Here is a 26,334-nt window from a genome sequence, read left to right as displayed (position 1 = left end):
TCTGAGGTTTTTATTATAGTGATAATCTTTCTGAACTCTCATTATGATGAATACTCTGCTTCTTCATTCACACTCATACACACTACCCGTCAGCGGATCAATGACTTCTGCCAGCTTAAAGTGTCCCTGCTCATATTGGTAATGGCAGATGGCGCAGTTGCCAAAGCGCACCTTAGGATCCAGAGCTTGGGCTGCAATCTTGAGATAGAAGGCCCACATGGCACCGCCGTGGCTAACAGCTAAGACTGGCTCTGCTCCTGCCTTCTCCATAACCTCAGTCAGAGTGATTAGCACACGCTCACCGACTTGGTCCACACCTTCTCCACCGTAAGGGACGAATAGGTCTTCAAATGAGGTGGCTCCTGGTCGAAATTTCGGCTGCAGGCGTTCAGGCTGGGCTTCAAAGAGACCAAAGTTCCATTCTTTAATGCCCTTAAGGCGAGTATAGTCGGACCGGCCGGAGACAAGTTCCAAGGTATCAGAAGCTCGCTCCTGGGTGGACGAGTAGAGCTGACCAAAACGAATGCACCGCTCTTTCAAATAAGCTCCTGCCTGCCGGGCCTGTTCCTGCCCCAGTTCTGTCAAAGGAGAATCGCAAGCTCCCTGCACCAAGCCTTCTTGGTTGAAAAAAGTCTGGCCGTGCCGCATTAAATATAAATCTTTCATTTTCCCTCCCAATCGCTAAAATCGTGGCCAATGGCCTCTTCTAGGTAAAATTGGTCATCTTCAAAAGTAAACTTCAAGATACCACAGTTGGTCATGTGACCCAAATCATCCAGACGCCAGTTTTTCTGCCAAGCTCTAGCAAAATTGGCCATAGCTCCGCCATGGGAGACCATGAGCACAGACTGACCATCCGTCTCCTGCATGAGCTGAAGAATGGTCGTTGCCATACGCTCCTGCACTTGATCTTGTGATTCACCCCCATAGGTAACAAAGAAATCTCCATAAGGCAGGGGTGGATTGAGGTCTTCGCTTTCCCCTTCAAAAGTGCCAAAGTTCCACTCCTTGAGTCCCTTGACACGCTTATAGGGAAGCTTACCGTCCGTTACCAATTCCAAGGTATCACAGGCCCGCTCTTGAGTAGAGCTATAAGCATCGTCAAATGTAATACTGGCATCCTTAAAATATTGCCCTGCCACCTTGGCCTGATAAATTCCAAAATCAGTCAGAGGAGCATCGCACCAGCCCTGCACCTTATGGCGCAGATTGAAAAGCGTCTGCCCATGCCGCATCAGATAAAGAGTTTTTGCCATCATTCACATCTCCTTTAGATGAGTTCTAACTTTTCAAAGGCCTTGTAGAGACCGTCTTGGCTGACCGAGTCTGTCACCAGATCGGCTATGGTCTTGATTTCCGCTCCGCCATTTCCCATAGCAACGCCGACCTGACAATAGTCCAGTATAGGAATATCAACCTTGGCATCACCAAAAGCCAGAGTATCTGCTCTGTCAGCATGAAGGTGCTTCAGGAGGACCTCAATGGCATGCGCCTTGGTAATATCTTTGACTCCTAAGTCACCAAAGAGAGCATGCTCTCCCTTGCCTCCCCAAGTACCTGCCTTGAGCTCAGGAAAAGCAGCCTTGGAATCCAGATGGTCTTGGTAACTCTTTAGGATAAAACTGACTTTGTTCAGGTCGTCTCGGTAGAGCTCCCCACCATAAACCAGGCCGTGAAGGGCTTCTTCAGCCTCCATATTTACGACTTCTTCTGGCTTAGCACCTTTTCCAAGGATGTAGGTCCGAAGCACTGGTCGTGCTGCTTCGCGGAAGTCCCTGCTTGCAAAGAGACCGTTATTACTCTCTAGGTAAAACTCTAGCCCCCGCTCCTGAAGCCAGTCCACTAGCCTCTTAGCGACATCGCGCGGAATCAGCTGGTGCAGAACAACCTGCCCCTCATGCTCCACATAAGACCCGTTGCCACCAATCATACCATCAAAGCCAATATCCCAAATTTCCGGCGGCATCTCAGCCTTGCTGCGACCGGTACAGACATAGACCAGATGGCCCTCTTCCCGTGCCTTGCGAATGGCAAGTATATCCGACTCCGGTATATGATTATCATAGTCGATGATGGTACCGTCCACATCCAGAAAGATGATTTTTCTCGTCATAAAACTTCCTCTTCCTCGCATTTGCCGAATGCTTTCTACTAATAATCCAAGCTAGCAAACGTTTTCTTCAATTTTTACAAATTCTCCCATTGTGACCCAGCTTTATTTTATAAAAGCTTCACTCTATTATATACCTTTTTGAAAGCCTTTTCCTATAGAATTATCAGAGATAATGGTACTATCCTTTTTTTCTCAGAGGAAAAAGCAAGAAGGACAGCTTTTAATCAGCTTGTTCCTTCTGCTCTTTTTATTCCCCATCTTATCTACTCATCTTCTGCTTCAAATAGCCAGAGTTTAGAATCAAAGTCATAGCTCGGCTTTTGCTCAGAATCCTCCAGAAGCTGACCGCTGGAAGCGTCCGTTGTGACCAGCCCAACTCGCATAAGCTCAGCTCCAGTATAGGTACGCCCCTCTAGCCGATAGACCGTATCCGCAGCCAGCCCTTTCAGTTGCAAACGCTGATGAGAGCGATTGACTTGATTGAGGACCTTGAAAGTGCCTAAAAGCGCGGTGTTCTGATCCTGACTGACAACCATCCAAGCTGTCTGCCCATCTCCCTTAAATGGCGACTGCAGTCGATAAAAAGTTCCATTATGAATCAGCTCTCGATGGCGCTTGTAAAAAGCTATCTGTTCCCTGACTTCAGCCAATTCTTCTGGGCTTAGCTGATTAAGATCCAGCTCATAGCCAAAGGAACCGAAAAAGGCAACATTACCCCGTGTCTTCAACGGAGTCAGACGGTTGGTCTGGTGATTGGGCACGATGGAGACATGGGCTCCCATGGATGAAAGCGGATAGAGAAGGCTAGTCCCATACTGTATTTTCAAGCGCTCGATAGCATCCGAGTCATCGCTGGTCCAAGCTTGAGGAGCATAGTAGAGCATACCTGGATCAAAGCGGCCTCCACCAGAAGAGCAGGATTCAAATAACAAACTTGGATACCGACTGATTAAACGCTCATACAAGTCATAAACACCCAAGACATAGCGGTGAAAAATCTCTCCTTGCTGTTCAGCTGGCCAGGCAGCTGAGAAGACATCCGTCAGAGGGCGATTCATATCCCATTTGATATAATCCAGCTGCGCTTCCTCGATAACCGCCGATAGACGCTCAAATATCTCATCCACTACTTCCGGCCGAGAATAGTCCAAAATGAACTGATTCCGACCATGGTGGGGCTGTCTATTTGGCACTGCAAGCAGCCAGTCAGGATGAGTTCGGTAGAGTTGGCTGTCCTTATTGACCATTTCCGGCTCAAACCAAAGACCAAACTGCATGCCCAAACCGTGAATTCGCTCTGCTAGCGAGCCCAGACCCCGCGGCAGCCTTTCTGGATTGGCAAACCAATCCCCCAGCCCAGCTCGGTCATTAGTCCGCTGGCCAAACCAGCCGTCATCTAGCACAAAAAGCTCCACCCCTACTTCCTTAGCCTTTTCAGCAAGATCCAGCAGCTGATTCTCACTAAAGTCAAAATAGGTAGCTTCCCAGTTATTGATGAGGACTGGACGCGCTCGCTCGCGCCAGTAGCCCCTGGCTAGACGTCGACGAAATAGCTGATGAAAGACTTGACTCATGCCGTTGAGGCCCTGCTCAGAGTAAACCAGCAGAGCTTCTGGACTGGTAAAGGAATGGCCCGCAGCCAGCTTCCACTCAAAACCAAAAGGATTAATGCCTAGCTGCAGCCGTGTTACATCATAGGTGTCCACCTCAGCCTGAATAAGAAAATTACCTGAATACACCAAGGTCGCTCCTAGCACTGGACCTGAAAACTCAGTCGTTTCCGGTCGCTTAAGAGCCACAAAGGGATTGTGGTGAGGACTGGAAATGCCGCGGGTTGACTCAATGGACTGAATCCCCTGCTGAAGCGGTCGCTCCTTGATATGGCGTTCCCGGGCCCATGCTCCCGATAGCTGCAGCCAGTCATATTCAGCATCTGGCAGATCCAGCGACAGACTAGCTAGGGATTCCAGGTAGCAGGTTTCCCTGCCTTGATTGATCACTTTGCAGGAACGAGCGATAACCGGCCAATCAGCAAAAATCGTATAAAACAGCTGAACTTCCACTTCTGTCAACTCATCTTGCAGGGTTAAAATAAGAGTCTTAGCCTCCGTTTGATCCTCTGTATAAGTAGCTGGCAGCCCCTCTAAAGCTGGCTTACCACCTACCATCTGATGACTGACATAGACCAAGTCAGTAATACGCGAGCCAGTCTCCTGCCGCAGACAGATAGCGGGATGGCGAAAGTCTGTCGTGCCGTATTCTGGAAATTCCTGCCGCACATGCTCCAAAGAATAGCGTAAATCCCCTTCTTTCCGATAGGCCGTCATAGGTCGATGCTGCAGCTCCACCAGATAAGAATAATCCCGCTCCGGTACCGCCGCGCCGTAGTATAGCTGCAAGAGTTTACCATCCTCAGAAACCCGAAAGATATAAGAAATTTCGCCATTAGTCAGATGAAATTGTCTGTACTCTTCCTTAAACAAAATACTCGCTTTATTCATGACCTTCTCCTTTCGTAGTCCGCAATCATGCTTCTCCTTTCATTATAAAAAAGGCTACCACTTTTGGTAAGCCTTTCTCTCTAGTATTATTTATCCAAATGTGACTTTTTACAGCTCCTGTCCCAGATGAGAGCTAGCCTTGCGAAAATTCAAGGGCGACTGGCCACGCGCCTTCTTGAAAGCTTTTGAAAAGCTCTGTGTCCCGGAAAAGCCTGTCTTACTAGCAATCTCTTCCACCGAAAGCTGGCTGCTCGTCAGCAAATCAGCTGCCATATTGAGCCGCAAATCATTACTGTACTCCTTAATTCCCTTGCCTACTTCATCCTTGAAAAGCCGAGATAGGTAGGAAGGATGCAGAGCCAATTTCTGCGCCAAGTCCTGCACAGATAAACTTTCTGGCAGATGACTGCTCAGCAGTTCCAATACCTGCTGGACATAAGGATTGACCTGACGGCTTTCCACGATTAAGGATGTCTGCTTGAGACGCTGGGACAAGAGCTCTAGAAAGCGATAAACTTGCCTTTGCAGAGCTAGTTCAGCTGTTATTCCGCTACCCTCATAGGCCAGACTTTCAAAGACCAAGGCCTTAAATTCCTGGAAAGAAGTCAGCTCAAAAGACCATTGGCCTGACTGTAGTCCCAGAGCCTGCAGATAACGAGGCAAGAGGTGCCCACCCAGTCCCATCCAGACATAAGACCATGGCTCTTCTCCATCAGCCTGATAAAAGACCGACTGACCCGGTGGCACCACAAAGCCCTGCCCTTCCTGTAAATCATAGCGCTGATTGCCAACGGAGTAAGTCCCCCGCCCCTCCAGTACGATATGAATGACATAAACATCCCGAACAGCCGGCCCAAAGCTATGATGGGCTTCCGTTTTTGAATAACCACAGAAAGCAAAAAAACAGTCTTCTTGGCCAAACTGCATAGACTTAACCAAGGTCAGCGAATGCTCCATCAGCTCCTCCTTAGATTTGGATAAAACTTTTATCCTTATTATAAAACAAAAACCACTAAACAGCAAATGAATCTGATTAGTGGTTTCTTCATTCATCTTAAAAAGATTGGACGGATGGGTGATGATTAAAGAGAGCATGGGTAGCCTTATAGATATGGTAGGCTGTTGCAGCGTTATTCATAGTGTAAAGGTGTATGCCCGCCACGTCCTGGGTCACCAAGTCAACGATTTGATCCACAGCATAAGCTAGACCAGCTGCTCTCAGAGACTCTGGGTCATGTTCGTACTTATCCAGAATAGCCCGGAATTTTCTTGGCAGTTTGATATTCTCGCATGTCTTGAGCAAGCGCAGAGCCTGATTGCGGTTGAGAATCGGCATAATCCCAGCATGGATGGGCACTTCAATACCCGCTAAAATACACTTGTCCTGAAAATCATAAAAGCGCTCATTGTCAAAGAAAAGCTGGGTCACCAGACTAGAACAGCCCGCATCCACCTTTTTCTTGAGATTTTGAATATCTGAAATCTGATTTGGCGAATCTGGATGCCCCTCTGGATAGCAAGCTCCGATGATGTTAAAGTGCGGCGCTTCTGTCTTGATGTACTCGATCAAGTCAGTCGCATAGGTAAAATCATCCTTAGGCGCTGTATCTGGAAAAATATCCCCTCGCAAAGCCAGAATCTGATGGACACCAACCCGATCCAAAGACTGCAAGATATTAGACACCATGTCCTTGGTCAGATAGACCGCAGGCAGGTGAGCAATCGTCGGAATCTTGAGATCATTGGCGATGAACTCAGTCAAACGAACCGTCGTCTCCTCAATGTCAAACTTATTATTGCTGGCTGTCACACTGATAAAGTGAGGAGCCAAATCTTGCATCTCTCTCAATGCCTGAAAAATCTTATCATTGCCTACTGCCGGATTGGGAGGAAATACTTCAAATGAGAGACTAGGTGTATGACGACGAACCATATAACAAAAAGTTCCTTTCAATGATGGTAGTAATAGCTGAGGACAATCCTAGAAGAACAGCTCCTGCAGGATTGTCAGCTCCGCTTTAATTTTGGTATGTTCCTCCATCAAGATCAACTTTTGAGGTTCCAGGAGGATTATTGCAAATGTTGTCTAGCTGCTTTAGCTGCTTCTACTAAGCGCACCAAGCTAGCCTTGGTTTCTGGTATACCACGTGTTTTGAGACCACAGTCAGGGTTAATCCAAACTTTCTTGCTTGGTACTTTAGCAAGGATAGCTTCGATAGTGTGGTCGATTTCGCCTTCATTTGGCACACGAGGAGAGTGGATATCGTAAACCCCAGGTCCCACTTCTGTTTGGAAGTTTTTCGCTTTAAGCTCGTCCAAGATTTCCAAGTTAGAGCGACTCGCTTCAAAGGATATCACGTCCGCATCCATATTATCGATAGCAGGGATGATATCGGTAAATTCTGAGTAACACATGTGAGTGTGGATTTGCGTATCTGGTGCTACTGTTGAGTGTACCAAGCGGAAGGCTGGAATTGCCCAGTCAAGGTAATCTTCGTACCAGTCACTACGACGGAGTGGCAATTTCTCACGAAGAGCAGCCTCGTCGATTTGGATAATCTTCACGCCTGCAGCTTCAAGGTCAAGAACTTCATCCTTAATAGCAAGAGCGATTTGAAGGGTAGAATCCTTGATAGAGATGTCTTCCCGTGGGAATGACCAGTTGAGGATGGTTACAGGTCCAGTCAGCATGCCCTTAACAGGTTTGTCTGTACGGCTTTGTGCATAGCTAGACCATTTAACAGTGATTGGGTTGAGACGAGTCACATCACCCCAGATGATTGGTGGTTTCACTCCACGCATACCGTATGATTGTACCCAACCATTCTTAGAGAAGAGGTAACCTGACAGGTTTTGACCGAAGTACTCAACCATGTCATTACGCTCGAACTCACCGTGCACCAGCACGTCAAAGCCAACTTCTTCTTGCCATTTAATCCATTCATCGATCTGCTCAGCCAAGAACTTGTCATAGTCCTCTGCTGACAACTCACCCTTACGGAAGGCCAAGCGTTTGGCACGAACTTCCTTGGTTTGAGGGAAGGAACCAATTGTCGTAGTTGGCAATGGTGGCAGATTGAGCGCCTTGTGCTGAATTTCCTCACGCTCTGCAAAGACCGGCAGGCGAGTGTAGTCCGCATCCGTCAAGCCAGCGATGCGAGCAGCCAGCTCTGCATTTTGCCCAACACGCTCTGCTGCAAAGAGAGCTTTGTTAGCAGCAAGTGCTTCTGCACCACCGCCATTGCGGATAGCATCCAAGTCACGGATTTCATCCAATTTTTCTACCGCAAAGGCAAAGTGGTTCAAGATTGCTGGTTCAAATTCTTCATTAGCCGTTGTAAATGGCACATGAAGCAGTGAACATGAGCTTGTCAAAACAAGATTTTCAGCTGGGATTTGCTCAAGCACCGCCAAGCTCTTTTCGTAGTTGTTGCGCCAGATGTTCTTACCGTTGACAATCCCTGCATAAAGTGTCTTATCAGCTGGGAAACCGCCTTTTACAAGTTCAAGTGTTTTCTTGCCTTCGACAAAGTCCAAACCAATCGCATCTACTGGCAGCTCTACAAGGTCCGCATAGATGTCACGAACGTCACCAAAGTAGGTTTGAATCAAGACTTCCAAGCCTTTCTTGTCTGCTAGAAGTTTCTTATAAAGGTCCAAGAAGAGAGCTTTTTCTTCTGCTGACAGGTCTTTGACCAGACTTGGCTCATCCAGCTGGATACGCTCTGCACCCAGCTCTGCTAATTTGGCAAAAACTTCTTGATAGGCTACTGCTAAGGCATCTACAAAGTCAGCTGGCGCTACACCGTCTTCAAAGTCAGATACTTGCAGGAGAGTGAATGGACCAACTACAACTGGACGGGTTACCAAGCCTAGCTCTTTCGCTTCCGCAAATTCATCAAAAATCTTGTGACCAGCCAATTTGACTTGGGTTTCTTTTTCAAATTTAGGAACGATATAGTGGTAGTTAGTGTTGAACCATTTTTTCATCGGAAGGGCACGGACATCCCCTTTTTCGCCCTGATAGCCACGAGCCAAGGCAAAATACCGCTCCAAGTCAGTCAACTCCAACTCTTGCACAGATGACGGCACCACGTTAAAGAGAAAGGCCGCATCCAGCACATTGTCATAGTGAGAAAAGTCATTTGACGGAATCTCTGAAATCCCCTTTTCCTTGACAATATTCCAGTGTTTAGCACGCAACTCTTTGGCCGCAGCCAGAAGCTCTTCTGCTGAGATTTCATGTCTAAAGTATTTTTCAGTTGTAAATTTCAATTCGCGGAATTCACCCAAACGTGGGAAACCAATAATAGTCGTTGACATAAACGTCCTCCAAAATTTTTCTTGATTTTATCTTATCAGAAAATCCCCCCTCTGTATAATTGGAATTTCCCAGAGTTTGATATAGCCTAAAACTATAACCCATCTTGTCAATCAGTCCAAAATCCCTATTTTAGAAGCACCATTGACTGTAATTATTGTTAGCTATAGGTAGAAGTTATGACTTCAGAAAAAGAAAAACCAGCGATTTTTATTCTCGCTGGTTTCTTTTCATTCTTTTACTAGTGCTTTCCTCTCCTCCTTCTCCACAACAAACTCTCTAACCAAGCGATAGATAACTGCGAAGATAGGCGTGAAGAAAATCATGCCGACCAAGCCAAAGAGGTTACCCCCAATCAGGGCAGCGGCTAGGGTAAAGAGAGTTGGAAGACCGACGGACTGGCCTACCACGCGCGGATAGATGACATTGCCCTCAATCAGCTGCACTCCCTGAAAGACTGCGATTGAAAGAAGGGCTTTCCAAGGGCTGTCGGTGAAGATAAAGATAGCACCCAGAGAACAAGCTGAGAAAGGCCCGATGTAGGGAATGAAAGAGAGCACTCCGGCCAAAACTCCTGTCAAGGCCGCATAAGGCAGGCCTGTCAGAGAATATGCGATAAAGACTAGAACACCGACAATAACGGCCTCTATCATCTGCCCCATCAGAAACTTATCATAGGTCTCGACAATGACAGAACCGACATAGGATAGGCGTTTCACAGCCTTCTCAGGAAGCAAAACCTGCAAGAGACGGCTAGTGATTGTCTGCAAATGCTCCTTGCTGCTCAAGAAGGCAAACATGAGGAAGATAGACATGATGACAGAGAAGAAATTGCCAAAGATAGCAGAGATATTGCCCGTCAGACTCCCCAGAAGAGAGATGGCTCGGTTGACAATGTCACTGTTTTGCAGTTGCTTGGTTAAATCTTGCAACTGACTAGAGGAAAGCAAGCCAGACTGCTGTAGCCACTTGGCTACCTGAGGCGCTACCTTTCCGATGGTCGCGCTTAGCTGATTGACCGCTGTGGTCAAAGTCGGCACGACGATGGAAACAATCCCCGTCATAATGAGAGCTAAAATCAGCACCTCTAAAACCAAGGCTAAACCGCGCTGTAGCTTCTGGGGCACTCGGCATTTGTCCAAGAAGTCTTCCAGCTTTTTCATTGGGACGTTAAAGATAAAGGCTAGGACTCCACCTAGTATAATGGGTGAAAAAACCGAAGTCAGACTCTGCAGGCCAGACCAGATGTTCCCGATATAGAGAACCAAAGCCAGAGCAAATGCCGCAAAGATGATGAGTTTATAAGATTCATTTATTTTTTTCATAAGGTTTCCTTTTAAGGTTTTGTCATTTCCTTATTTTATCATAATTTTCGAGGGCTTTCGAGCAGAAGAAAGCAGAGCGACATATAGGTCAGTCAGCTTTATCATCGATCTTGAATTTGAGTACATCTTGAAGATAAAAAATCGCCGATATGATAGCTAGAACGCCGGCCAAGTCCCCCAAAAATGAAATAACTCCTGCAAGAAAAGCAAAGAAGAGAAACTTATGGCTCATCTTATTGACTCTTGATTCTTCACTATAATGAGCCATTCCGGCAATAGAAAGCCCCAAAAACAGCAAGCTGATTAATACTACCAAGCCACCCTATGCCATCTATTCGAAGAAGCGTAAAGGATTATCAGACCTCCTAAGATACCGGCAATTCCATTTACCAATAACAATTTATTCGACTTCATATAAATCTCATTCTTTCTTTTTTAAAAATAGTATACCTAGCTACTTTCTAATCTGTCAACCATTAGAAAAGAATGATTGTCTCATCCGATAAATCCGTTTTCATTCATATTATCTTATGATAAAATAGCTTTATGCACAAGAAAACGATTATTGATTTTAAGCAGTTGGACCAACGTCTCATTTTTACGAATCCTATCAAGGAGCTAAAGACTCGCCGTCTTGACCAAGTAAAGGAACTTTTGACAGAGATTGAGGGCTGGCAGGAGAAAGGATACTATGCTGTCGGCTATGTCAGCTATGAAGCAGCTCCAGCCTTTGAGGAAAAGTTTCAGGTTCATCAGGCTCCGCTCCAGAAAGAATACCTCCTCTACTTTACTATCCACGAGCAGGCTGAGGAGGCTTCCATTCCCTTGACCTATGAGGAAGTGGAAATGCCAGCAGCTTGGCAGGGGCTGACTTCTGAGCAAGAATACCAGAAGGCTATCGAGACTATTCATCATCATATCCGCCAGGGTGATACTTATCAGGTCAACTACACGGTACAGCTGTGCGCGGAGCTCAATCCTGAGGATAGCTTGGCTATTTACAACAGGCTGGTCGTCGAGCAAAACGCTGCCTACAATGCCTATGTAGAGCATGATCAGACTACCATCTTGTCCATCAGCCCTGAACTCTTTTTCGAGGAGCATCGAGGTCAACTGACAACTCGTCCTATGAAAGGAACCACCAATCGGGGACTGACCTTAGAGCAGGATAGAGAGCAGGCTGCATGGTTAGCTCAAGATGCCAAAAACCGAGCAGAAAATATGATGATTGTCGATTTGCTCCGTAATGACATGAACCGTATTTCTCGGACGGGCAGCGAGCGGGTTGAGCGTCTCTGCAGCGTCGAGCAATACTCTACAGTCTGGCAGATGACCTCTACCATCAAAAGCCTGCTGCATGAGGGAATCGGACTGGCAGAGCTTTTCAAGGCACTCTTTCCTTGCGGATCCATCACAGGCGCTCCTAAGATTTCGACCATGGCTATCATCAAGGCGACAGAAAAAGCGGCTCGAGGGATCTACTGCGGTACAGTCGGTATCTGCCTGCCAGACCAGAGACGGATTTTCAATGTCGCCATCCGCACCATTCAGCTAGAGGGGGAAAAAGCCATCTATGGTGTTGGCGGGGGCATTACTTGGGACAGCACGTGGAAATCCGAATACATCGAGACACAGCAAAAATCTGCCGTCCTCTATCGGAAAAATCCGCGATTCGACCTGATTTCTACTGGAAAAGTGACGGACGGAAAGCTGACCTTGCAGGACCAACACCTGCAAAGACTGACTGAAGCAGCTGGCTACTTTGCCTATCCTTTTGATCAAGACAAACTGAAGCAAGAGCTAAGAGAAACCTGCGCTCAGCTGGATAAAGGGCAGGATTACAGGCTGCGTATAGCTCTTAAAAAAGACGGCAGCATTGAGCTAGAAACGGCTCCTCTACTACCGCTGACGGAAACTTTCAGAAAGGCAAAACTAGTCGAGCAAATAGCCAATCTAGTCCAGCCTTTCACCTATTTCAAAACCAGCCATCGGCCACATCTGACCTTGGAGCAGCAAGAGCAGATTTACTACAATGCACAAGGCCAGCTGCTGGAAACCTCTATCGGAAATCTGCTGCTGGAGCTAGACGGCAAGCTCTACACGCCTCCAGCTGAACTAGGCCTGCTCAAGGGCATCTACCGCCAGAAGCTACTGGATAAGGGACAAGCTACTGAGAAAATTCTGACTCTGGCCGATTTGGATCAGGCTGAGAAAATCTACGCCTGCAATGCAGTCAGAGGACTGTACGAGCTGGAAATTGAGGATGAAGAGTTCCACAATTTGCCACTTGATTTTAATCCTCATCAAAAACTTTAGAAATATTTGAGAAATTCTTTATAAATATTTGAAAGTTTGGCGCTATACTAGTTAATAAGAAGGGGAGTTTTCTCTCCTAACATCATGAAAAGGAGAATTGATCATGGAAAATGTTTTGGTTTTACAGCAAGTCAGCAAAAAATTCGGCCGGCAGTACGCTCTGACCGATGTGAGTCTGACGATAAAAAAAGGAGATATTTACGGTTTGATTGGCAAGAACGGGGCCGGAAAAACCACTCTGATCAAGGTCATCACCCAGCTCTTGGAAGCAAGCAGTGGCAATGTCTCCCTCTTTGGCTCTCAGAACTATCAAGAATGGACGCAGAGCCTCAAACGGGTCGGATCGGTCATCGAAACACCGGTCGCTCACAACCACCTGACAGCCTATGAAAATCTCAGCTACTACTGCAAGCTCCGCCATATTCCCCATGCGGACAAAGTCATCCGTGAAACCTTGGAATACGTGGACTTGACGGATACCGGCAAGAAGAAATTCCGCGACTTCTCACTCGGGATGAAACAACGGCTGGGTCTGGCTATCGCGCTTCTTACCAGACCTGACCTGATGATACTGGATGAGCCTATCAACGGCCTGGATCCGGTCGGCATCAAGGAATTCCGCCAGCTGGTGCAGCGGCTCAACGAGGAGTTGGGCATGACCTTTATCATCTCCAGCCATATCCTGTCTGAACTCTACTTGGTGGGGAACCGGTTTGGTATTATCGAGGAAGGACGATTGATTCGCGAGATTTCCAAGGCGGAGTTTGAAGAACAGAGTGAAGACTATATCGTGCTTAAAACGTCGCAGTTAGAAGAAGCCAGCCGGCTGATTCACGACCAGCTCATGCATCGCATCAAGGTGGTCAATGCTTCTGACGAGATTCATATCTTCACCCATTCGCATGAGATTAGCAAGATTGTCAAGGAACTTGCGGCTGCAGATATACCGGTGCAGGAGATTTACTATGCACGACAAAACCTAGAAAACTTCTTTACAGACTTGGTCAAATGACAAAGGGAGGCTTATCATGATGGATTTCATTCGAGCCGATTTTTACCGGCTCATACGCTCAAAAGGCTTTTGGATTACTGAATTTTTATTAGTTTGTGTGATTTTCTCAGCAACCTTCTTCCAAGCAAATATTCATTTTGGAGCAAATATCTCCAGAAATGAGGCTGCTACTCAAGCTCTAGGAAAACTAACCGGACTTCAAGCTCTGGACTATTTTGCAGGCAATACAGACGGTCTGCTCTTTTTCACCATCATTGGTATCGGTATGGTCCTTGGAGTGGACCTGTCTCGGAAACTTTATAAAAACTGTCTGAGCTATGGCATATCTAAGCTCAGCTATTATTTTTCTAAATTCTTTGTCTGCGTTAGCATCGCAGCCTTTCACTTCCTGATGATTTTATCTATCTCCTTTGTGACCGCTAGTCTGTCCAACGGAATTGGAAGTGCCCCCAGCTCTTTTTTGCCTCAGCTGGGAACTGCTCTCTTCATTCAATTTCTCAGCACGGTTACATGGATTGCCATCATTTCTTTTGTACTCTATGCCAGCCACTCCATCGCGTCTATCTTTCTGACCTATTTCCTTGGTGGTACCTTACTGACTATTCCCCTCATCTTTTACCCTGAAAATGAATGGTTGCTCTATCTGACTCTGCGATTTAACACAAATATGGCAGCAGATGGCGGGACTGTTATCAAGGCTATCCTGACAGTGGTAACGGTCACCCTGCTCTTTCTAGGTGGCGGGCTGATGGTTTTCAAAAAGAAAGATTTATAAAAAGCAGGAACAATCTTAATCATTCAGAGGAGATTTCATGTTACATACTATTCAGGCGGAGCTCTACCAGCTTGTCCGCTCCAAACTTTTTTGGCTAATAGAAGGGCTACTCTTTTTTCTCATTTTCATCAGCTCTCTTGGTGAAAGAAACTTTAATTTTTATATCTCTACATCTTCTGATCCAGAAGAAATAGTCATCCAAGGTTGGACAGGATTTGAAGCTCTCGGGGAGCTTGCTAAAGATTTCCTGCCCTTTGTCATGATTACTGTCCTCGTGCTCATTATCTTTCTGTTAGGTCGTGACCTGACTAGAAAATTATACAACAATATATTAACTTTCGGGGTTTCTCGGAAAGAATTTTACTTATCCAAAATAGCTGTTCTTGTCATAATTATCATCTTTCAACTAATAGCAGCCTTTGCTGTAGCCTTTATCTTTGGAAGCCTCTTCCACGGACTTGGAACTATGCCAAAGAACTTTTTCTGGAGCTTTTCCTTGTCTTTCTTTCGCTCCTTTCTCTTTATTATGACCTGCAGTTCCGTAGTTACCTGTCTTCTCTACCTGACCCGCTCCACCCTAGCCAGCTATCTCGTCTTTTTCGCCCTGACTATGCTTCAGTCTAGCCTCGTCATCGTTTTCCCTCAGATAAATTCTGAACTATTCTTATTCCTTATCCTAGCTGGTTCTCTCTTAGGTGGTTACCAAGCCTTTCAGCACAGAGACTTATAAATTTAAGCAGTCAGCCCTTTGGCTGCTTTTTTATTGCTTTTGGATTGGTTCTGTATTTCTTTAGAAATATTTTAGAATTTCTTGAGAAATATTTGAAGTCTAGGTTGTAAACTAAAAGTAAGCACAAAGAAACGGAGTATCACCATGCAGCATATCTTAGAAATTAAACATATTACGAAACAATCCAACCAGCAAGAGTCCCTTGATCAAGTCAGCCTATCTATCCAAAAAGGCGATATTTATGGACTGATTGGCAAGAAAGGGAGTGAAAAAACTACCTTGATGAAGATGATTTCCCAGCTCATTCATGCCAGCAACGGAACCACTGCCCTCTTTTCCTCTGCTGACAATCAGAAGGAATGGAAGAAGGCGCTCAAGCAAAGCGGAGCTATCATCGAAACACCGATTGCCCACGAGCATCTGACGGCCTTTGATAATCTGCTCTATTATTGCATTGATCGAAAGGTTGCCAATCCTGATAGGGTTATCCAAGAATGCCTAACTTACACCGGACTGACCAAGACTGGCAAGAAAACATTCAGTGAATTTTCCCTAGGCATGAAGCAGCGGCTAGGTATCGCTATCGCCCTTATTGATAATCCAGACCTGCTGATATTGGATGAGCCTTTTAATAATCTTGGGCCTATTGATGTTAAGGAATTCCACCTCATGATCCAGCGAATCAGCCAAGGACTAGGAACGCCCCTTATCATTTCCAGTCACATCCTATCTGAACTTTCCTTGGTTGCCACCAAATTTGGCGTTCTGGAACAAGGCAAGCTTGTCACAGAATTTACCAAAGAAGAATTCGACCCTCAACTTATACCAGAACAGCTTAACTAGCTACAGGTCTAGCAATGACTATTCTTCTTCACAAAGCATTGCTGAAACCTTTGTTGCTTTTGAGAACTTGACATCTTTTAACATAAAAAATGAACACCCCAAGCAGCCAGTCAGCCGATTGGTTGTTCTGCATTTCTTTAGAAATATTTTAGAATTTCTTGAGAAATATTTGAAATCTAGCTTGTATACTAAAATCAAACCTAAGAAAGCGAGAATATACCATGCAAACTGTTTTAGAAGTAAAGCAAGTTACCAAACAATATGGCCAGCAATACGCCCTCGATCATGTGAGTCTTTCGATTCAGAAAGGCGATATTTATGGACTGATTGGCAAGAACGGGGCTGGCAAAACCACTCTTCTCAAAACCATTAGCCGGCTCATTCATGCCAACAGCGGAACCGTGTCTGTCTTTGGTTCGCAGAACTCTAAGGAATGGAACGAAGCCCTGCGCAAGATAGGAACTGTCATCGAAACACCAGTCGCTTACAATCAGATGACTGCTTATCAAAACCTCAACTACTACTGCAAGGTCCACCAGATTGCCCAGCCCGACCAGCTCATCAAGGAAACCCTGGCCTATGTCGGACTGAGCAATACTGGTAAAAAGAAATTCCGCAACTTTTCGCTAGGAATGAAGCAGCGTCTAGGAATCGCTATTGCACTTATCAGCAAGCCTGAACTCATGATTTTAGACGAGCCCATCAACGGCCTAGATCCTCTTGGCATCAAGGAATTTCGACTGATGATTCAGCGACTCAATCAAGAATTGGGAATCACTTTTATCATTTCCAGCCACATCTTGTCCGAGCTTTATCTGGTAGCCACCAAGTTTGGAGTGATTGACCAAGGACAGCTTGTCGCAGAATTCACCAAAGACGATTTTGACCGAGCCAGCGAAGATTATATCGTCCTCAAGACTAGCGATAAAGAACAGGCTGCCAATCTCATCCAAGGCAAGCTCCACTATCAGCTCAAGGACGCTGATAAATCTGACGAACTGCACATTGTCGCCCAAGAGCAGGAACTAAATGACATCAACAGGGAGTTGGCCCTATCCAACATTCATGTCAATGGTATCTATGCAGCTCACAAAGATTTAGAAAAATACTTTACAGATTTAGTCCAGTAAGGAGAAAAAACCATGTTACATACTTTTCAAGCAGATTTTTACCGTTTCTTTCGTTCCAAGGCTGTTTGGATTACCGAATTCATCTTTCTACTGACGACCTTGAGCGCAGTCTTTGGCAAATTAAATGCTGTCCAGCTTATACAAGCTGTGTCCAACGCTATCGGTAATAATACATTTATCATCATTATCCTCTCTATGGTCGTCATCGGGACAGATCTGAACAAGCAGCTTTACAAGAATACATTAACCAGTGGCGTTTCCCGTACCAGTTTCTTCGTCTCTAAAGCCCTAGTCATGGTCTGCGTAACCTTCCTGCAGTTGGCTCTCTATTATAGCATCAACTTTATCCTAGCAGCCATTCTAAACGGTATTGGTGATTTATCCGTCACCTTCCTGCTTCAGTTTATTCTTCTATTCTTTGTGCAGTGCCTAACTGTCATTGCTTGGACAGCTATTATTTCCTTTATTCTTTATCTGAGTAAATCTATGATTGCTGCCCTGGGAGGTTACCTTTTCTGCGCATCCTTAACCGGAGCTCTTGCTCAATTTTATCCCAAATCTTTATGGCTGCAGCATTTCACCATGAGCTTTGATTTTGAGACGCTTCAAAGCAGCGGTGTAACCTTAAGAATTATTCTAATCGCCTTGGTCTTAGGAACAATCTTTACTGCAGCAAGCCTCTATACTTTCCACAAAAAGGATTTATAGTAAAAAATGAGCTGGTTCTTAACTAGCTCATTTTAATCTTTTTAATTTTAAATTTCTTTAGAAATATTTTAGAATTTCTTGAGAAATATTTGAAATTTAGTTTGTATACTAAAAGTATAAACAAAGTAATTAAAGGAGAAACATCATGCAAAATGTTTTAGAAGTGAAAGGACTCACTAAAAAATACGGTGATCAGTATGCTCTGAAAGATGTCAGTCTTTCCATCAAGAAAGGAGAGATTTACGGTCTCATCGGTAAAAACGGTGCTGGTAAGACCACACTGATCAAAATCATCACGCAAGTCATTTATCCTAGCGGAGGGACCGTATCTGTCCTGGGCTCTCAGAACCAACAAGAATGGACCAAGGCCCTCAGCCATACTGGATCTGTTATCGAGACCCCTGTAGCTCATGCCCACATGTCGGCCTATGAAAATCTGCGCTACTACTGTACCGACCGGGGCATTCCAAATGCTGACAAAGTCATCAAAGAAACCCTGCAATATGTCGGCCTGACCGATACTGGAAAGAAGAAATTCCGTAATTTCTCTCTAGGGATGAAACAGCGGTTGGGCATTGCCATTGCCATTTTGGGGCGTCCCGACTTGCTCATCTTGGACGAGCCCATCAATGGTTTAGACCCAGTTGGGATTCAGGAATTTAGAGAAATGGTCAAGCGCCTCAATCAAGAATTAGGCATCACCATCATCATTTCCAGCCATATCCTGTCCGAGCTTTATCTAGTCGCAACTCGCTTTGGTTTTATCAATCAAGGGCATTTCATCAAGGAGCTGTCTAAGGAAGAATTTGACCGAGAAAGCGGCGACTATATCATCCTCAAAACGGATAATATCAAGCAAGCTGCTCATTTAGTGCAAGACAAGCTAGGCTACCAGCTCAGACCGACCAACAAGGAAGATGAGCTGCATATTTCCGGTAAGGTACAAGAAATTCGCAAGATTGCCAAGGAACTAGTCCTAGCCGACATCCCAATCGGGGAAATCTACTACGCCCACAAAGACTTAGAAAAATACTTTACAGACTTAATCAACCAACAAGGAGGAAACACTCATGTTTAATAGTATCAAGGCGGATTACTACCGTCTCTTCCGCTCCGTAGGATTCTGGGGAGTGCAGGCTTTCTGCATCTTTGGAATTCTCCTCGGCATTTTCACTTCCAAAGTTGTCAGTTCCGACAACGGTATCTTTTTTGCCATAGATGTCGTCTCCTACAACAGCGGCATGCTCTTTATTGCCTGCAATGTCATGACTAGCTTGCTTCTCGGTGTTGATCTCAATGACAAACTTTATCACAATAACCTGACTACAGGCAAGACTCGGACCCAGTATTACTTCTCTAAATCACTGACTATCGGTAGCTTACTTCCTATGCAGTTCATACTACTCTACATTTTTGGTATTGTCATCGAATTTGTCCGAACCGGTGGTAATATGGGAACCCTGCCAGTTAATTTCTGGGGACAATTCGCAATACTCTTTGTCATGCAGGTCATCTGTACCTATGCTTGGTACTGCATTACCAGCTTTGTCCTCTACTTGACTCGAAACTATAGTGTCGTCTTTATCACCTATATCATGACCTACATCTTACTCGGCCTCCCTAGTCAAATGGTTGATGCCAATAATGAATGGTTCAAGGCTATCAAGATGGAGTTCGTCTACGGAGACGCTTCAATACCAAGTGTCATCATCAAAACAGCTATCTTTGCTCTCAGTCTGATCACGGTCTTTAGCTTAGCAGGACTGGCTACACTGAAAAAGAGAGATTTGTAAAATAAAAACTCAGCTAATCACTAAATTAGCTGAGTTTTTTTGAGCGGATTTTAATTGGATGATGAGCAGATTTCACCCTTTCTGGTCTAGCCCTCTTTATCGGCTTTCTTTCACTGCTTCCAATCTTGCTTTTTCAAGAACAGACTGATGCAGACTCCTAGGATAAGGTAGAAAGTGACAAAGGTAAGACTAGCTGCCAAACTGGTCGGATATGGAAAGATCTTGCCCAGAGGAAAAAGAACATTAGATAGAAATCCGAGGGGAACAAAGAGCAAGAATAAAATCAAGGCTAGCTTAACCTGAAAAGAAGGTCTTACCTCGGATAGATTGCGGCCCGTTCCCCACACCAGCAGCCCTACTCCCTGAACGATCAGCACCGGCGTTAGCAAGATACTGATCTTGAGAAAATCAGCTAGGATAATGGAGAGGATGATGCCCAGACCGACAAAGCCAAGAGAGAGCTGATAGCAAATATTGCTGGCTATTCTCCTGTGCTTGATTGACTGCTCTTCCTCTTTCTGGACTACAGGCTCAATTCCCTTGAGCAGATAGTCTGTGGTCACCTCAAAATAGTCACTCATGGAAATGATCTTATCCAAATCAGGCATACTCTGCTCGCTCTCCCACTTGGAAACGGCCTGTCTAGACACACCGAGTTTTTCGGCTAGCCCCTCCTGAGAAATGCCCCGCACTTTTCGCAGGTACTGGATTCTGTCTGATAGATTCATGGATTGTTTTACCTACTCTTTCTTATTTTTTATACTTTCTTTCATTGAAACTTATTATAGCACAAGGCGGAGAGACTGCAAAGTCTGATTGTCATCTCTTCATAAAATGCTAGACTTCTTCCTTAGATGGAAGAGCTTTTTCCTCCCTATCCGTCCGATACCAGAGATAGATACTATAAAGTGTCAGGAGAATCACACCTCCAAAGTAAAAGAAGGGATTAACTTGAGAAAAATCCAAATTGTTAGCTTGAGCTATTCCAACAAAAGTCGGGATGAGAGTGTTGGAGAGTGCATGAAAGATGTTACAAGCAAGGACAGACTGGGTCTTCTTATACAGAGCTGCAAGCCAAAAAGATAGAAGGATACTGAAAATGATAAAAACTGAGAAAAGGTCCTGGCTTCGATCATAAAAGCGATCGTAAAACCAGAGAGGAATATGCCAGATGGCCCAAATAATACCGGTCATCAAGGTAGAGACAAAGAAAGAAAACTTTTTCTCCAAGGCCGGCTGTAGGAAGCCGCGCCAGCCGAATTCTTCAATCCCGCCCGATAGGACAATACAATAGATAAAAAACCAAGGAAATCTTACTAAAGCGCCGTCTACCAGCTTGCCGCCAGAAGCTAGGGCATAGAAGGCGGTCAGACCGCCACCATAGATTAGCAAGTAGAGCCAGGTCTCTTTCTTGCCTGAAAAGAGATAGGAGCAAATGGCCTTGAAGCCTTTCTTTTTCAGTACGATCAGGCTGGCCAGCATAGGCCCAAACATAGCAATACCATTTAGAATAGCTTCAAGAGCTAGATAGGCTGTAGGTGGACTGTCTGGCCAAAGGTTTTTGAGGATAATGTCCAATAGCCAGAATCCCCATGTCCAGCCGAAGTTCCAAGCCAGGAACGGCAAAATTAGTTTGGGTTGTGGTTTGATAGTTGTTTCTGTATTCATGAGAATACCTCCTTATAATATAATTAAACTCAAGTTTTTGATCCAAATCTTCAAAGACAGCGACTCGTTCATTCCGAAATCAAAAACTCGGCTTCTGCTTTCAGATTAACAAAAAAGCCAGTTGCCTTTCTAGCGACTGGACTTGGAATAAAGAAAAAATCTAGTTGCTTTTTGAGTGATTGAACTTGGAATCATTGTCAACTGTCAGTTGCAAGTCAGTTATATCAAGGGTTTAGAGTAGTTGGCTGATTTTTCACTTTGACTGTTAAAATGACCTCGCTGATATGACTTGCTTTTCAAATCACAAAACAAAAAGACATTTTTATCATGCCTTTCTTCGACTTAATCTAAAAATAAACCTCAGCCAATTCGAAAATTAGCTGAGGTTTATGAGCGGATTTTGAGCGGATTTTGAGCGGATTTTTTTAAGCTAACTGATAGACCCGATCTCGCGTTGTTCCACTTGTTTTCAGAAGACCGAATTCTACAAATATATTCAAATATCTACGGGTTGTAGCCTCGCTTAATCCTGTAATCTCTTGTACTTTTGCATTAGCTATTTGTGAATGTTCCTCCAAGTAAGCTTTTATCAGCTGATAAATTTCTAACTCTCTTGGCTTTAATGTCTTGTGAAGTATCCTGTCCGCATCTTCATCAGCTTTTTCTTGGTATTCTTCTAGTGTTTCTAGTATGGCCTGCAACATAAACTCAGTAAATACTGTAGAGTCATTAGTATCATTGCTGATGGTCAAGGCATCATAATAACCCTGCTGATGAGCATAAATAACTGATTCTACTGGCAGCCATTCAAAAATTGGATTCCATTGACTGAGAATCAGACTCTGCCATAGACATCCCATTCGCCCATTACCATCTTCAAAAGGGTGAATAATCTCTAACTCAAAGTGAACGATACAGGACTTGACAATGGCCGAGACCTCGCTTTGCTCTGCCCATTTGAATAAATCCTTGACCAAATTGGGGACAAACTGTGGTCTAGCCCCAACATGAACTACTCTTCCCTCGCCATCATAGACTCCAACATCCCCTAGCCGAAACTGTCCCGACCGCCTGACTAAATCCTTAGTCAGCAAGCCATGTGCCAGAAGAAAATCATCCAGACTATAAGGGTTTAGCCTGAACACTCGCTCATAGGCTTCATAGGCATTTTGCACCTCATGAATGTCTTTTAACGGACCAAGAACACGCCTGCCTTCAATGATGTCCGTTACCTGTTCTAGTGATAAGCTATTATTCTCAATAGCAAGTGATGATTGAATAGATCGGATTCGGTTTTCCTTACGCAAATACAGCTTACGTTTTTCAATCGAAAGTTGAGTAGTCAGTTCAGAAATTTTCTGAACTAGGTTCAATATCTTCTCTGTAATACGATAATTCGGTTGCATTTTACTCCTTTAAAAAATCATTTTCCCTTATCATACACTATCCTCTACAAAGTCACAACTAGTTCAAACCAGTCGTCCTCGGCTTTCATTGTCAAGTCCCCGCCTAGGATTTCGACTAACTGCTGGGTAATGTAGAGCCCCAGCCCTGAAGACTCCTCGCTGCTGGATAGATTTTCTGAGTAAAAGCGATTGGTCAGCTTATCCAGATATTGGATAGGCTGCTGGACGATATTTTTGACGGTAAAGATACAATGCTCGCCCTCTTTTTTCAGAGAAATGCTGGCGGACATACGGCCGTGCTTGAGGACATTGCTTATCATATTTTGGACAATGCGCTCTAGAATTTCTGGGTCTGTCTCTAACTCTAGACCCTCAGCCAGCTCTACCTGCAAGTCAATCTGGGCTTTCTGGAAGGCGTCATAATAGGTAAAAAGCTGCTGGGTTACCAGCTGAGATATATCTGTCGGCTGGACATTGGCCCGAATGGCTCCCTCCATCAGCCGGCGGTACTCCATCAAGGCTTCCAGCCGTTTGGATACCATTCCCAGACTATCTGCAATTTTGACCAGCTGCTGACTTTCCTGACTATCATCCTTCAGCAGCTGCTGGGTGTAGCCACTGGCAATGGTCAGAGGGGTGCGGATATCATGGGCAATATTACTGATAGCCATATCCAGCGTCTTCTTTTCCTGCTGGACAACAAAGGTCGTCTTATCTAGCTCCCTAAAGAGCAGCTCTGCTTCCTCTGTCAATTCCAAAATACTGGGGGCATGAGCAGCAGGAGCCAGACGATTCTGGCTCCCTGTCTGCCGCTTCCGACGAATCTGCTGAGCCACGTCCTTGACCGCCAGATGATAGCGTATGAAACCAATAGCCAGAAACAGACTGATAAGGGCAAATAAAATGACTAACACCAACATATCAGTCCTCCTTGAGCCGGACACCTAGTCCCCAAACAGTCTCTATGTATTCTTCCGTTGGGTCCAACTGAGCCAGTTTCTTACGTAGATTGCTGAGGTGAGTATTCAGGGTATTATCCCCAGGCAGATAGCTCTCTTCCCAGACCTGCTCAAAGAGCTCTTCCTTGGTGTAGATCTTCTTGGGATGACGGAGCAAGAGCTGGAGGATATGATATTCTTTCTTGCTCAGACGTACGCTTTTCTCTCCACAAACCGCCTCAAAGGTAGCCTTGAGCAGACGGATATTTTTAAAGGACTGGCCTTCTTCCTCGCCAGTCAAAGCCTGCTGGCTGCGCAGCTGCACGGTGATACGGGCAAAAACCTCATCCAGATTGAAGGGTTTGACAATATAATCATTAGCACCATTCAGCAGGTACTGGCTAACCAACGCTTTCTCCCCAAGGGCCGTCAGCATAACCACTGGCACCGTCGCATTGCTACTGCGAATTTCCCTCAACACTTCATCACCATTCTTCCCCGGCAGCATGATGTCCAGAAGAACCAAATCAATCTCCTCCCTCTCAAACAGCGAAATGCCCTCCGTCCCCGAATAGGCGGAATAAACCGTGTGTTCCTTCTGAAAAAGTTCTTTTAGAATTTCATGAATATCACTATTGTCTTCAATGAGTAAAATATGAGCCATAAACACTCGCCTCCAGAAATTTCCTATCACTAGTGTAGCAAGGATAAGAGGCTAAGTCAATAAAAGATGGACTATTCGAAAAACTTTAGAAATATTTTAGAATTACTTGAAGGATATTTGAGAATCGGACTTTAAAATAGAAAGAAATAAGAAATGTATGTGCTATAAAAAGGAGGCTCAGAATGTTTAAAATTTTTTGCAAAATCGTTTTTAAAAGTATTACTTTCGCCCTTGAGGGCTAAGGAAAAAGGAGACTCACATGAAAAAATCATTTATTCTAACGCTTCTAACGATTATAACTCTAGGACTCTTCCAGCCAGCTACTGCGCTGGCTGAGGAGCCTCAAAAGCTACCATCTGGTATCGAACGGGACCAGATCGGCCAGAAAATCCAAGACTATGTCAAGGAACATGAAAAAACAACAGCTGGCATGGCGACGGCAGTCTTTGATAAGGACGGTACCATTTATCAAGGAAATTTTGGCTATATGAACAAGGAAAAGGGAGTCAAGGCTGATGACGGCAGCGTTTTTGAATGGGGCTCCGTAACCAAATTAACTGTCTGGCTCTCTGTTATGCAGCTCTGGGAGCAAGGTAAGATTAACTTAGAAGAAGACATCCGCACCTATCTGCCAGAGGGCTTCCTCAAAAATCTCCGCTATGACAAACCTATCACCATGCTGGATCTGATGAACCATCAGGCGGGGTTTGAAGAGGGGGCTCATGCTGCTTATCTGGAAAATAAGGGGCAGACGATAGAGGAGATTTTGTCGGTTAGTCAGCCAGCTCAGATTTTTGAACCTGGCACAACAACAGCCTATTCTAATTTTGGAGCAGGCTTGGCGTCCTATATCGTTGAGCGAATCTCCGGTCAGCGTTTCTCCGACTATGTCCATGAGCATATCTTCCAGCCATTGGACATGAACCAAACCGCCATCCTTCCTGGCTTCGCGGATAATAACTATGTCCGTGAAAAACGAAAGAAAGCTCAATCTTATGATACAGAAGGAAACTCGCTCGGTTCGGCTTACTTTGATTTTGGCTTGTATTCTGTTGGTCAGGCAGCTTCTAGCCCTGAAGACTTTCAGAAGTTTGCTCAAGCCCTGTTAAAGCAAGAAAAATTGTTTCAGCGCTCAGAAACTTGGAAAACACTTTATACTGCCACTTCAACCTTCCCTGGAACGGATAGACTACTAAATGCTCACGGCTTTATGGTCGAAGAATATGGCACTGTTGTTCTGGGACACGGTGGGAATTCCACTGGTTATTCATCTTACATTTTACTAGACTTGAAAAACGGTATTGGCCTTACTGTCATGACCAATCAAAAAGGCGAGGATATTTATAATGTTCTGATGCCTGAACTTGTTTTTGGAGCTAAGAAAAAGACTGATAAGGCTACCTTTGAAAATTTCAAGCCGGGCTACTATCGTTCCGCTCGGTACTTCGAGACTGGTCCCCTGTCATTTGCCCGAACTCTATTTTATACGAGTTACGTCCCTAAAAGTATGGACAATCCGCAATTAAACCAAAATTATGCGGTGCTAAGCCATGAAGGTGGCCAAGAAAAAATCACTAGCACCACAGGCGATACACTCAAGATATCGGATACAGAAATCTACAAAGATTATGCCATGTACTTCTTAGCAGTTGCAGGAGTGGTCTACGCTTTCATCAATCTATTCATTAGTGGCGTTGCTGGGCTTATTCGCTTGCTGAAAAAAACACCAGCCAAGATGCCAAAAGCCCTGAGAATCTGGAATACTCTGACTTCACTGACAGTATTAGCAACCGGAGCAAATTTTGCTTTATTATTCCTTGCAATGACCAGCGGTAACATCGGCTTTGTAGCTCCTTGGCGCTATACAATCTTTGCTGGTCTAGGACTCATCTTAGGAGGTTGCCTAGTCTATCCGCTTCTGATCAAAGCTAAAAAAGGACTCGGAAAAGGAAGTGTCTTCCTGACTGTCATGACTAGCCTATCTGCCTTAGCAGTGGTCACTAATATCTTCTATTGGTCTCTATATCAGTGGTGGGCATTATGATGAAGAGCCTGTCTTCCTTAGGGGAGATGGGCTTCGTCTGCATAATT

General features: G+C 44.9%; 23 protein-coding genes and 1 pseudogene. 10 read left to right on the top strand and 14 right to left on the bottom strand.

The features are described 5' to 3' along the window. Positions 1-63: 63 nt before the first annotated feature. The 9 genes and pseudogenes from HMPREF9389_RS06485 to HMPREF9389_RS0111280 all read right to left on the bottom strand — a co-directional run bounded on the left by HMPREF9389_RS06485 (position 64) and on the right by HMPREF9389_RS0111280 (position 10,674). A complete protein-coding gene (locus HMPREF9389_RS06485; protein WP_002929265.1) occupies positions 64-666 on the bottom strand; it encodes a histidine phosphatase family protein in 603 nt (200 codons plus the stop codon). After that, on the bottom strand, positions 663-1,259 hold the full coding sequence (locus HMPREF9389_RS06490) for a histidine phosphatase family protein (RefSeq protein WP_002929264.1): 597 nt from the start codon (positions 1,257-1,259) through the stop codon (positions 663-665). Before HMPREF9389_RS06490 ends, HMPREF9389_RS06485 begins: the two co-directional genes overlap by 4 nt. Positions 1,260-1,270: 11 nt before the next feature. Beyond that, complete coding sequence (locus HMPREF9389_RS06495) at positions 1,271-2,113, bottom strand: Cof-type HAD-IIB family hydrolase (protein ID WP_002929263.1); 843 nt, start codon at positions 2,111-2,113, stop codon at positions 1,271-1,273. Between the two features lie 263 nt (positions 2,114-2,376). Then, positions 2,377-4,614 carry an alpha-galactosidase gene (locus HMPREF9389_RS06500; RefSeq protein WP_002929262.1) on the bottom strand — a complete coding sequence of 746 codons (2,238 nt, stop codon included), beginning with the start codon at positions 4,612-4,614 and terminating at the stop codon, positions 2,377-2,379. 108 nt (positions 4,615-4,722) lie between these two features. Then, on the bottom strand, positions 4,723-5,667 hold the full coding sequence (locus HMPREF9389_RS06505) for an AraC family transcriptional regulator (RefSeq protein WP_002929261.1): 945 nt from the start codon (positions 5,665-5,667) through the stop codon (positions 4,723-4,725). A gap of 1 nt (position 5,668) precedes the next feature. Beyond that, a complete protein-coding gene (gene metF, locus HMPREF9389_RS06510) occupies positions 5,669-6,547 on the bottom strand; it encodes a methylenetetrahydrofolate reductase [NAD(P)H] (protein WP_002929260.1) in 879 nt (292 codons plus the stop codon). Positions 6,548-6,684: 137 nt separating this feature from the next. Continuing rightward, entirely contained in the window at positions 6,685-8,937 is a 2,253-nt protein-coding gene (gene metE / locus HMPREF9389_RS06515; RefSeq protein WP_002929259.1) for a 5-methyltetrahydropteroyltriglutamate--homocysteine S-methyltransferase, read from the bottom strand. A gap of 228 nt (positions 8,938-9,165) precedes the next feature. Next, complete coding sequence (locus tag HMPREF9389_RS06520) at positions 9,166-10,260, bottom strand: AI-2E family transporter (protein ID WP_002929258.1); 1,095 nt, start codon at positions 10,258-10,260, stop codon at positions 9,166-9,168. Between the two features lie 88 nt (positions 10,261-10,348). Next, a pseudogene (locus HMPREF9389_RS0111280) lies at positions 10,349-10,674 on the bottom strand (insulin activator factor). A 132-nt stretch (positions 10,675-10,806) separates the two neighbouring features. Between HMPREF9389_RS0111280 and pabB the strand changes: the two are divergent. From pabB to HMPREF9389_RS06565, 9 genes are all read left to right on the top strand, one after another. Next, positions 10,807-12,576, top strand: a complete 1,770-nt coding sequence (gene pabB / locus HMPREF9389_RS06525) for an aminodeoxychorismate synthase component I (RefSeq protein WP_002929256.1) — start codon at positions 10,807-10,809, stop codon at positions 12,574-12,576. A 103-nt stretch (positions 12,577-12,679) separates the two neighbouring features. Beyond that, positions 12,680-13,588, top strand: coding sequence for an ABC transporter ATP-binding protein (locus HMPREF9389_RS06530; RefSeq protein WP_002929255.1), 909 nt, complete (start codon positions 12,680-12,682; stop codon positions 13,586-13,588). 16 nt (positions 13,589-13,604) lie between these two features. Continuing rightward, a complete protein-coding gene (locus tag HMPREF9389_RS06535) occupies positions 13,605-14,363 on the top strand; it encodes an ABC transporter permease (RefSeq protein WP_002929254.1) in 759 nt (252 codons plus the stop codon). A 37-nt stretch (positions 14,364-14,400) separates the two neighbouring features. Next, complete coding sequence (locus tag HMPREF9389_RS06540) at positions 14,401-15,093, top strand: ABC transporter permease (RefSeq protein WP_002929252.1); 693 nt, start codon at positions 14,401-14,403, stop codon at positions 15,091-15,093. A gap of 144 nt (positions 15,094-15,237) precedes the next feature. Next, a complete protein-coding gene (locus HMPREF9389_RS06545; RefSeq protein ID WP_002929250.1) occupies positions 15,238-15,936 on the top strand; it encodes an ATP-binding cassette domain-containing protein in 699 nt (232 codons plus the stop codon). A gap of 221 nt (positions 15,937-16,157) precedes the next feature. Further along, positions 16,158-17,066 (top strand): ABC transporter ATP-binding protein, encoded by a 909-nt coding sequence (locus HMPREF9389_RS06550; RefSeq protein WP_002929248.1) that lies wholly within the window; start codon positions 16,158-16,160, stop codon positions 17,064-17,066. Positions 17,067-17,078: 12 nt separating this feature from the next. Beyond that, on the top strand, positions 17,079-17,774 hold the full coding sequence (locus tag HMPREF9389_RS06555; protein ID WP_002929245.1) for a lantibiotic ABC transporter permease: 696 nt from the start codon (positions 17,079-17,081) through the stop codon (positions 17,772-17,774). A 145-nt stretch (positions 17,775-17,919) separates the two neighbouring features. Then, positions 17,920-18,852: an ABC transporter ATP-binding protein gene (locus HMPREF9389_RS06560; RefSeq protein WP_002929242.1), complete on the top strand. Its 933-nt coding sequence runs from the start codon at positions 17,920-17,922 to the stop codon at positions 18,850-18,852. Further along, entirely contained in the window at positions 18,845-19,567 is a 723-nt protein-coding gene (locus HMPREF9389_RS06565; RefSeq protein WP_002929241.1) for a lantibiotic ABC transporter permease, read from the top strand. The genes HMPREF9389_RS06560 and HMPREF9389_RS06565 overlap by 8 nt, the downstream gene beginning before the upstream one ends. A 110-nt stretch (positions 19,568-19,677) precedes the next feature. Here the strand turns inward: HMPREF9389_RS06565 and HMPREF9389_RS06570 are convergent, their stop codons facing one another. From HMPREF9389_RS06570 to HMPREF9389_RS06590, 5 genes are all read right to left on the bottom strand, one after another. Then, on the bottom strand, positions 19,678-20,295 hold the full coding sequence (locus tag HMPREF9389_RS06570; protein ID WP_002910627.1) for a helix-turn-helix domain-containing protein: 618 nt from the start codon (positions 20,293-20,295) through the stop codon (positions 19,678-19,680). 109 nt (positions 20,296-20,404) lie between these two features. Continuing rightward, a complete protein-coding gene (locus HMPREF9389_RS06575) occupies positions 20,405-21,235 on the bottom strand; it encodes a CPBP family intramembrane glutamic endopeptidase (RefSeq protein ID WP_002929240.1) in 831 nt (276 codons plus the stop codon). 425 nt (positions 21,236-21,660) lie between these two features. Next, on the bottom strand, positions 21,661-22,641 hold the full coding sequence (locus HMPREF9389_RS06580; RefSeq protein WP_002929239.1) for a Fic family protein: 981 nt from the start codon (positions 22,639-22,641) through the stop codon (positions 21,661-21,663). 44 nt (positions 22,642-22,685) lie between these two features. Next, complete coding sequence (locus HMPREF9389_RS06585) at positions 22,686-23,561, bottom strand: sensor histidine kinase (RefSeq protein WP_002929237.1); 876 nt, start codon at positions 23,559-23,561, stop codon at positions 22,686-22,688. A 1-nt stretch (position 23,562) separates the two neighbouring features. Beyond that, positions 23,563-24,243 (bottom strand): response regulator transcription factor, encoded by a 681-nt coding sequence (locus HMPREF9389_RS06590; RefSeq protein WP_002896543.1) that lies wholly within the window; start codon positions 24,241-24,243, stop codon positions 23,563-23,565. A 259-nt stretch (positions 24,244-24,502) separates the two neighbouring features. On the opposite strand from HMPREF9389_RS06590, the gene HMPREF9389_RS06595 reads away from it, so the two are divergent. Further along, positions 24,503-26,287 (top strand): serine hydrolase domain-containing protein, encoded by a 1,785-nt coding sequence (locus tag HMPREF9389_RS06595; RefSeq protein ID WP_002929235.1) that lies wholly within the window; start codon positions 24,503-24,505, stop codon positions 26,285-26,287. Positions 26,288-26,334: the final 47 nt, after the last annotated feature.

The organism is Streptococcus sanguinis SK355, assembly GCF_000212855.1.
GTDB classification, from domain to species: domain Bacteria; phylum Bacillota; class Bacilli; order Lactobacillales; family Streptococcaceae; genus Streptococcus; species Streptococcus sanguinis_A.
The sequence above is the reverse complement of the archived record's forward strand: the minus strand, read 5'-3'. Positions and strand labels throughout refer to the sequence as shown.

Excerpts from the sequence above, each read along its gene's own strand:
- HMPREF9389_RS06565 (WP_002929241.1), top strand. The coding sequence starts at position 18,845 with ATGTTTAATAGTATCAAGGCGGATTACTACCGTCTCTTCCGCTCCGTA.
- HMPREF9389_RS06540 (WP_002929252.1), top strand. The coding sequence starts at position 14,401 with ATGTTACATACTATTCAGGCGGAGCTCTACCAGCTTGTCCGCTCCAAA.
- HMPREF9389_RS06590 (WP_002896543.1), bottom strand. The coding sequence starts at position 24,243 with ATGGCTCATATTTTACTCATTGAAGACAATAGTGATATTCATGAAATT.
- HMPREF9389_RS06580 (WP_002929239.1), bottom strand. The coding sequence starts at position 22,641 with ATGCAACCGAATTATCGTATTACAGAGAAGATATTGAACCTAGTTCAG.
- HMPREF9389_RS06575 (WP_002929240.1), bottom strand. The coding sequence starts at position 21,235 with ATGAATACAGAAACAACTATCAAACCACAACCCAAACTAATTTTGCCG.
- HMPREF9389_RS06535 (WP_002929254.1), top strand. The coding sequence starts at position 13,605 with ATGATGGATTTCATTCGAGCCGATTTTTACCGGCTCATACGCTCAAAA.
- metE (WP_002929259.1), bottom strand. The coding sequence starts at position 8,937 with ATGTCAACGACTATTATTGGTTTCCCACGTTTGGGTGAATTCCGCGAA.
- HMPREF9389_RS06530 (WP_002929255.1), top strand. The coding sequence starts at position 12,680 with ATGGAAAATGTTTTGGTTTTACAGCAAGTCAGCAAAAAATTCGGCCGG.
- HMPREF9389_RS06500 (WP_002929262.1), bottom strand. The coding sequence starts at position 4,614 with ATGAATAAAGCGAGTATTTTGTTTAAGGAAGAGTACAGACAATTTCAT.
- HMPREF9389_RS06570 (WP_002910627.1), bottom strand. The coding sequence starts at position 20,295 with ATGAATCTATCAGACAGAATCCAGTACCTGCGAAAAGTGCGGGGCATT.
- HMPREF9389_RS06550 (WP_002929248.1), top strand. The coding sequence starts at position 16,158 with ATGCAAACTGTTTTAGAAGTAAAGCAAGTTACCAAACAATATGGCCAG.
- HMPREF9389_RS06555 (WP_002929245.1), top strand. The coding sequence starts at position 17,079 with ATGTTACATACTTTTCAAGCAGATTTTTACCGTTTCTTTCGTTCCAAG.
- HMPREF9389_RS06595 (WP_002929235.1), top strand. The coding sequence starts at position 24,503 with ATGAAAAAATCATTTATTCTAACGCTTCTAACGATTATAACTCTAGGA.
- HMPREF9389_RS06495 (WP_002929263.1), bottom strand. The coding sequence starts at position 2,113 with ATGACGAGAAAAATCATCTTTCTGGATGTGGACGGTACCATCATCGAC.
- HMPREF9389_RS06560 (WP_002929242.1), top strand. The coding sequence starts at position 17,920 with ATGCAAAATGTTTTAGAAGTGAAAGGACTCACTAAAAAATACGGTGAT.
- HMPREF9389_RS06505 (WP_002929261.1), bottom strand. The coding sequence starts at position 5,667 with ATGAATGAAGAAACCACTAATCAGATTCATTTGCTGTTTAGTGGTTTT.
- HMPREF9389_RS06545 (WP_002929250.1), top strand. The coding sequence starts at position 15,238 with ATGCAGCATATCTTAGAAATTAAACATATTACGAAACAATCCAACCAG.
- metF (WP_002929260.1), bottom strand. The coding sequence starts at position 6,547 with ATGGTTCGTCGTCATACACCTAGTCTCTCATTTGAAGTATTTCCTCCC.
- HMPREF9389_RS06585 (WP_002929237.1), bottom strand. The coding sequence starts at position 23,561 with ATGTTGGTGTTAGTCATTTTATTTGCCCTTATCAGTCTGTTTCTGGCT.
- HMPREF9389_RS06490 (WP_002929264.1), bottom strand. The coding sequence starts at position 1,259 with ATGATGGCAAAAACTCTTTATCTGATGCGGCATGGGCAGACGCTTTTC.
- HMPREF9389_RS06520 (WP_002929258.1), bottom strand. The coding sequence starts at position 10,260 with ATGAAAAAAATAAATGAATCTTATAAACTCATCATCTTTGCGGCATTT.
- pabB (WP_002929256.1), top strand. The coding sequence starts at position 10,807 with ATGCACAAGAAAACGATTATTGATTTTAAGCAGTTGGACCAACGTCTC.
- HMPREF9389_RS06485 (WP_002929265.1), bottom strand. The coding sequence starts at position 666 with ATGAAAGATTTATATTTAATGCGGCACGGCCAGACTTTTTTCAACCAA.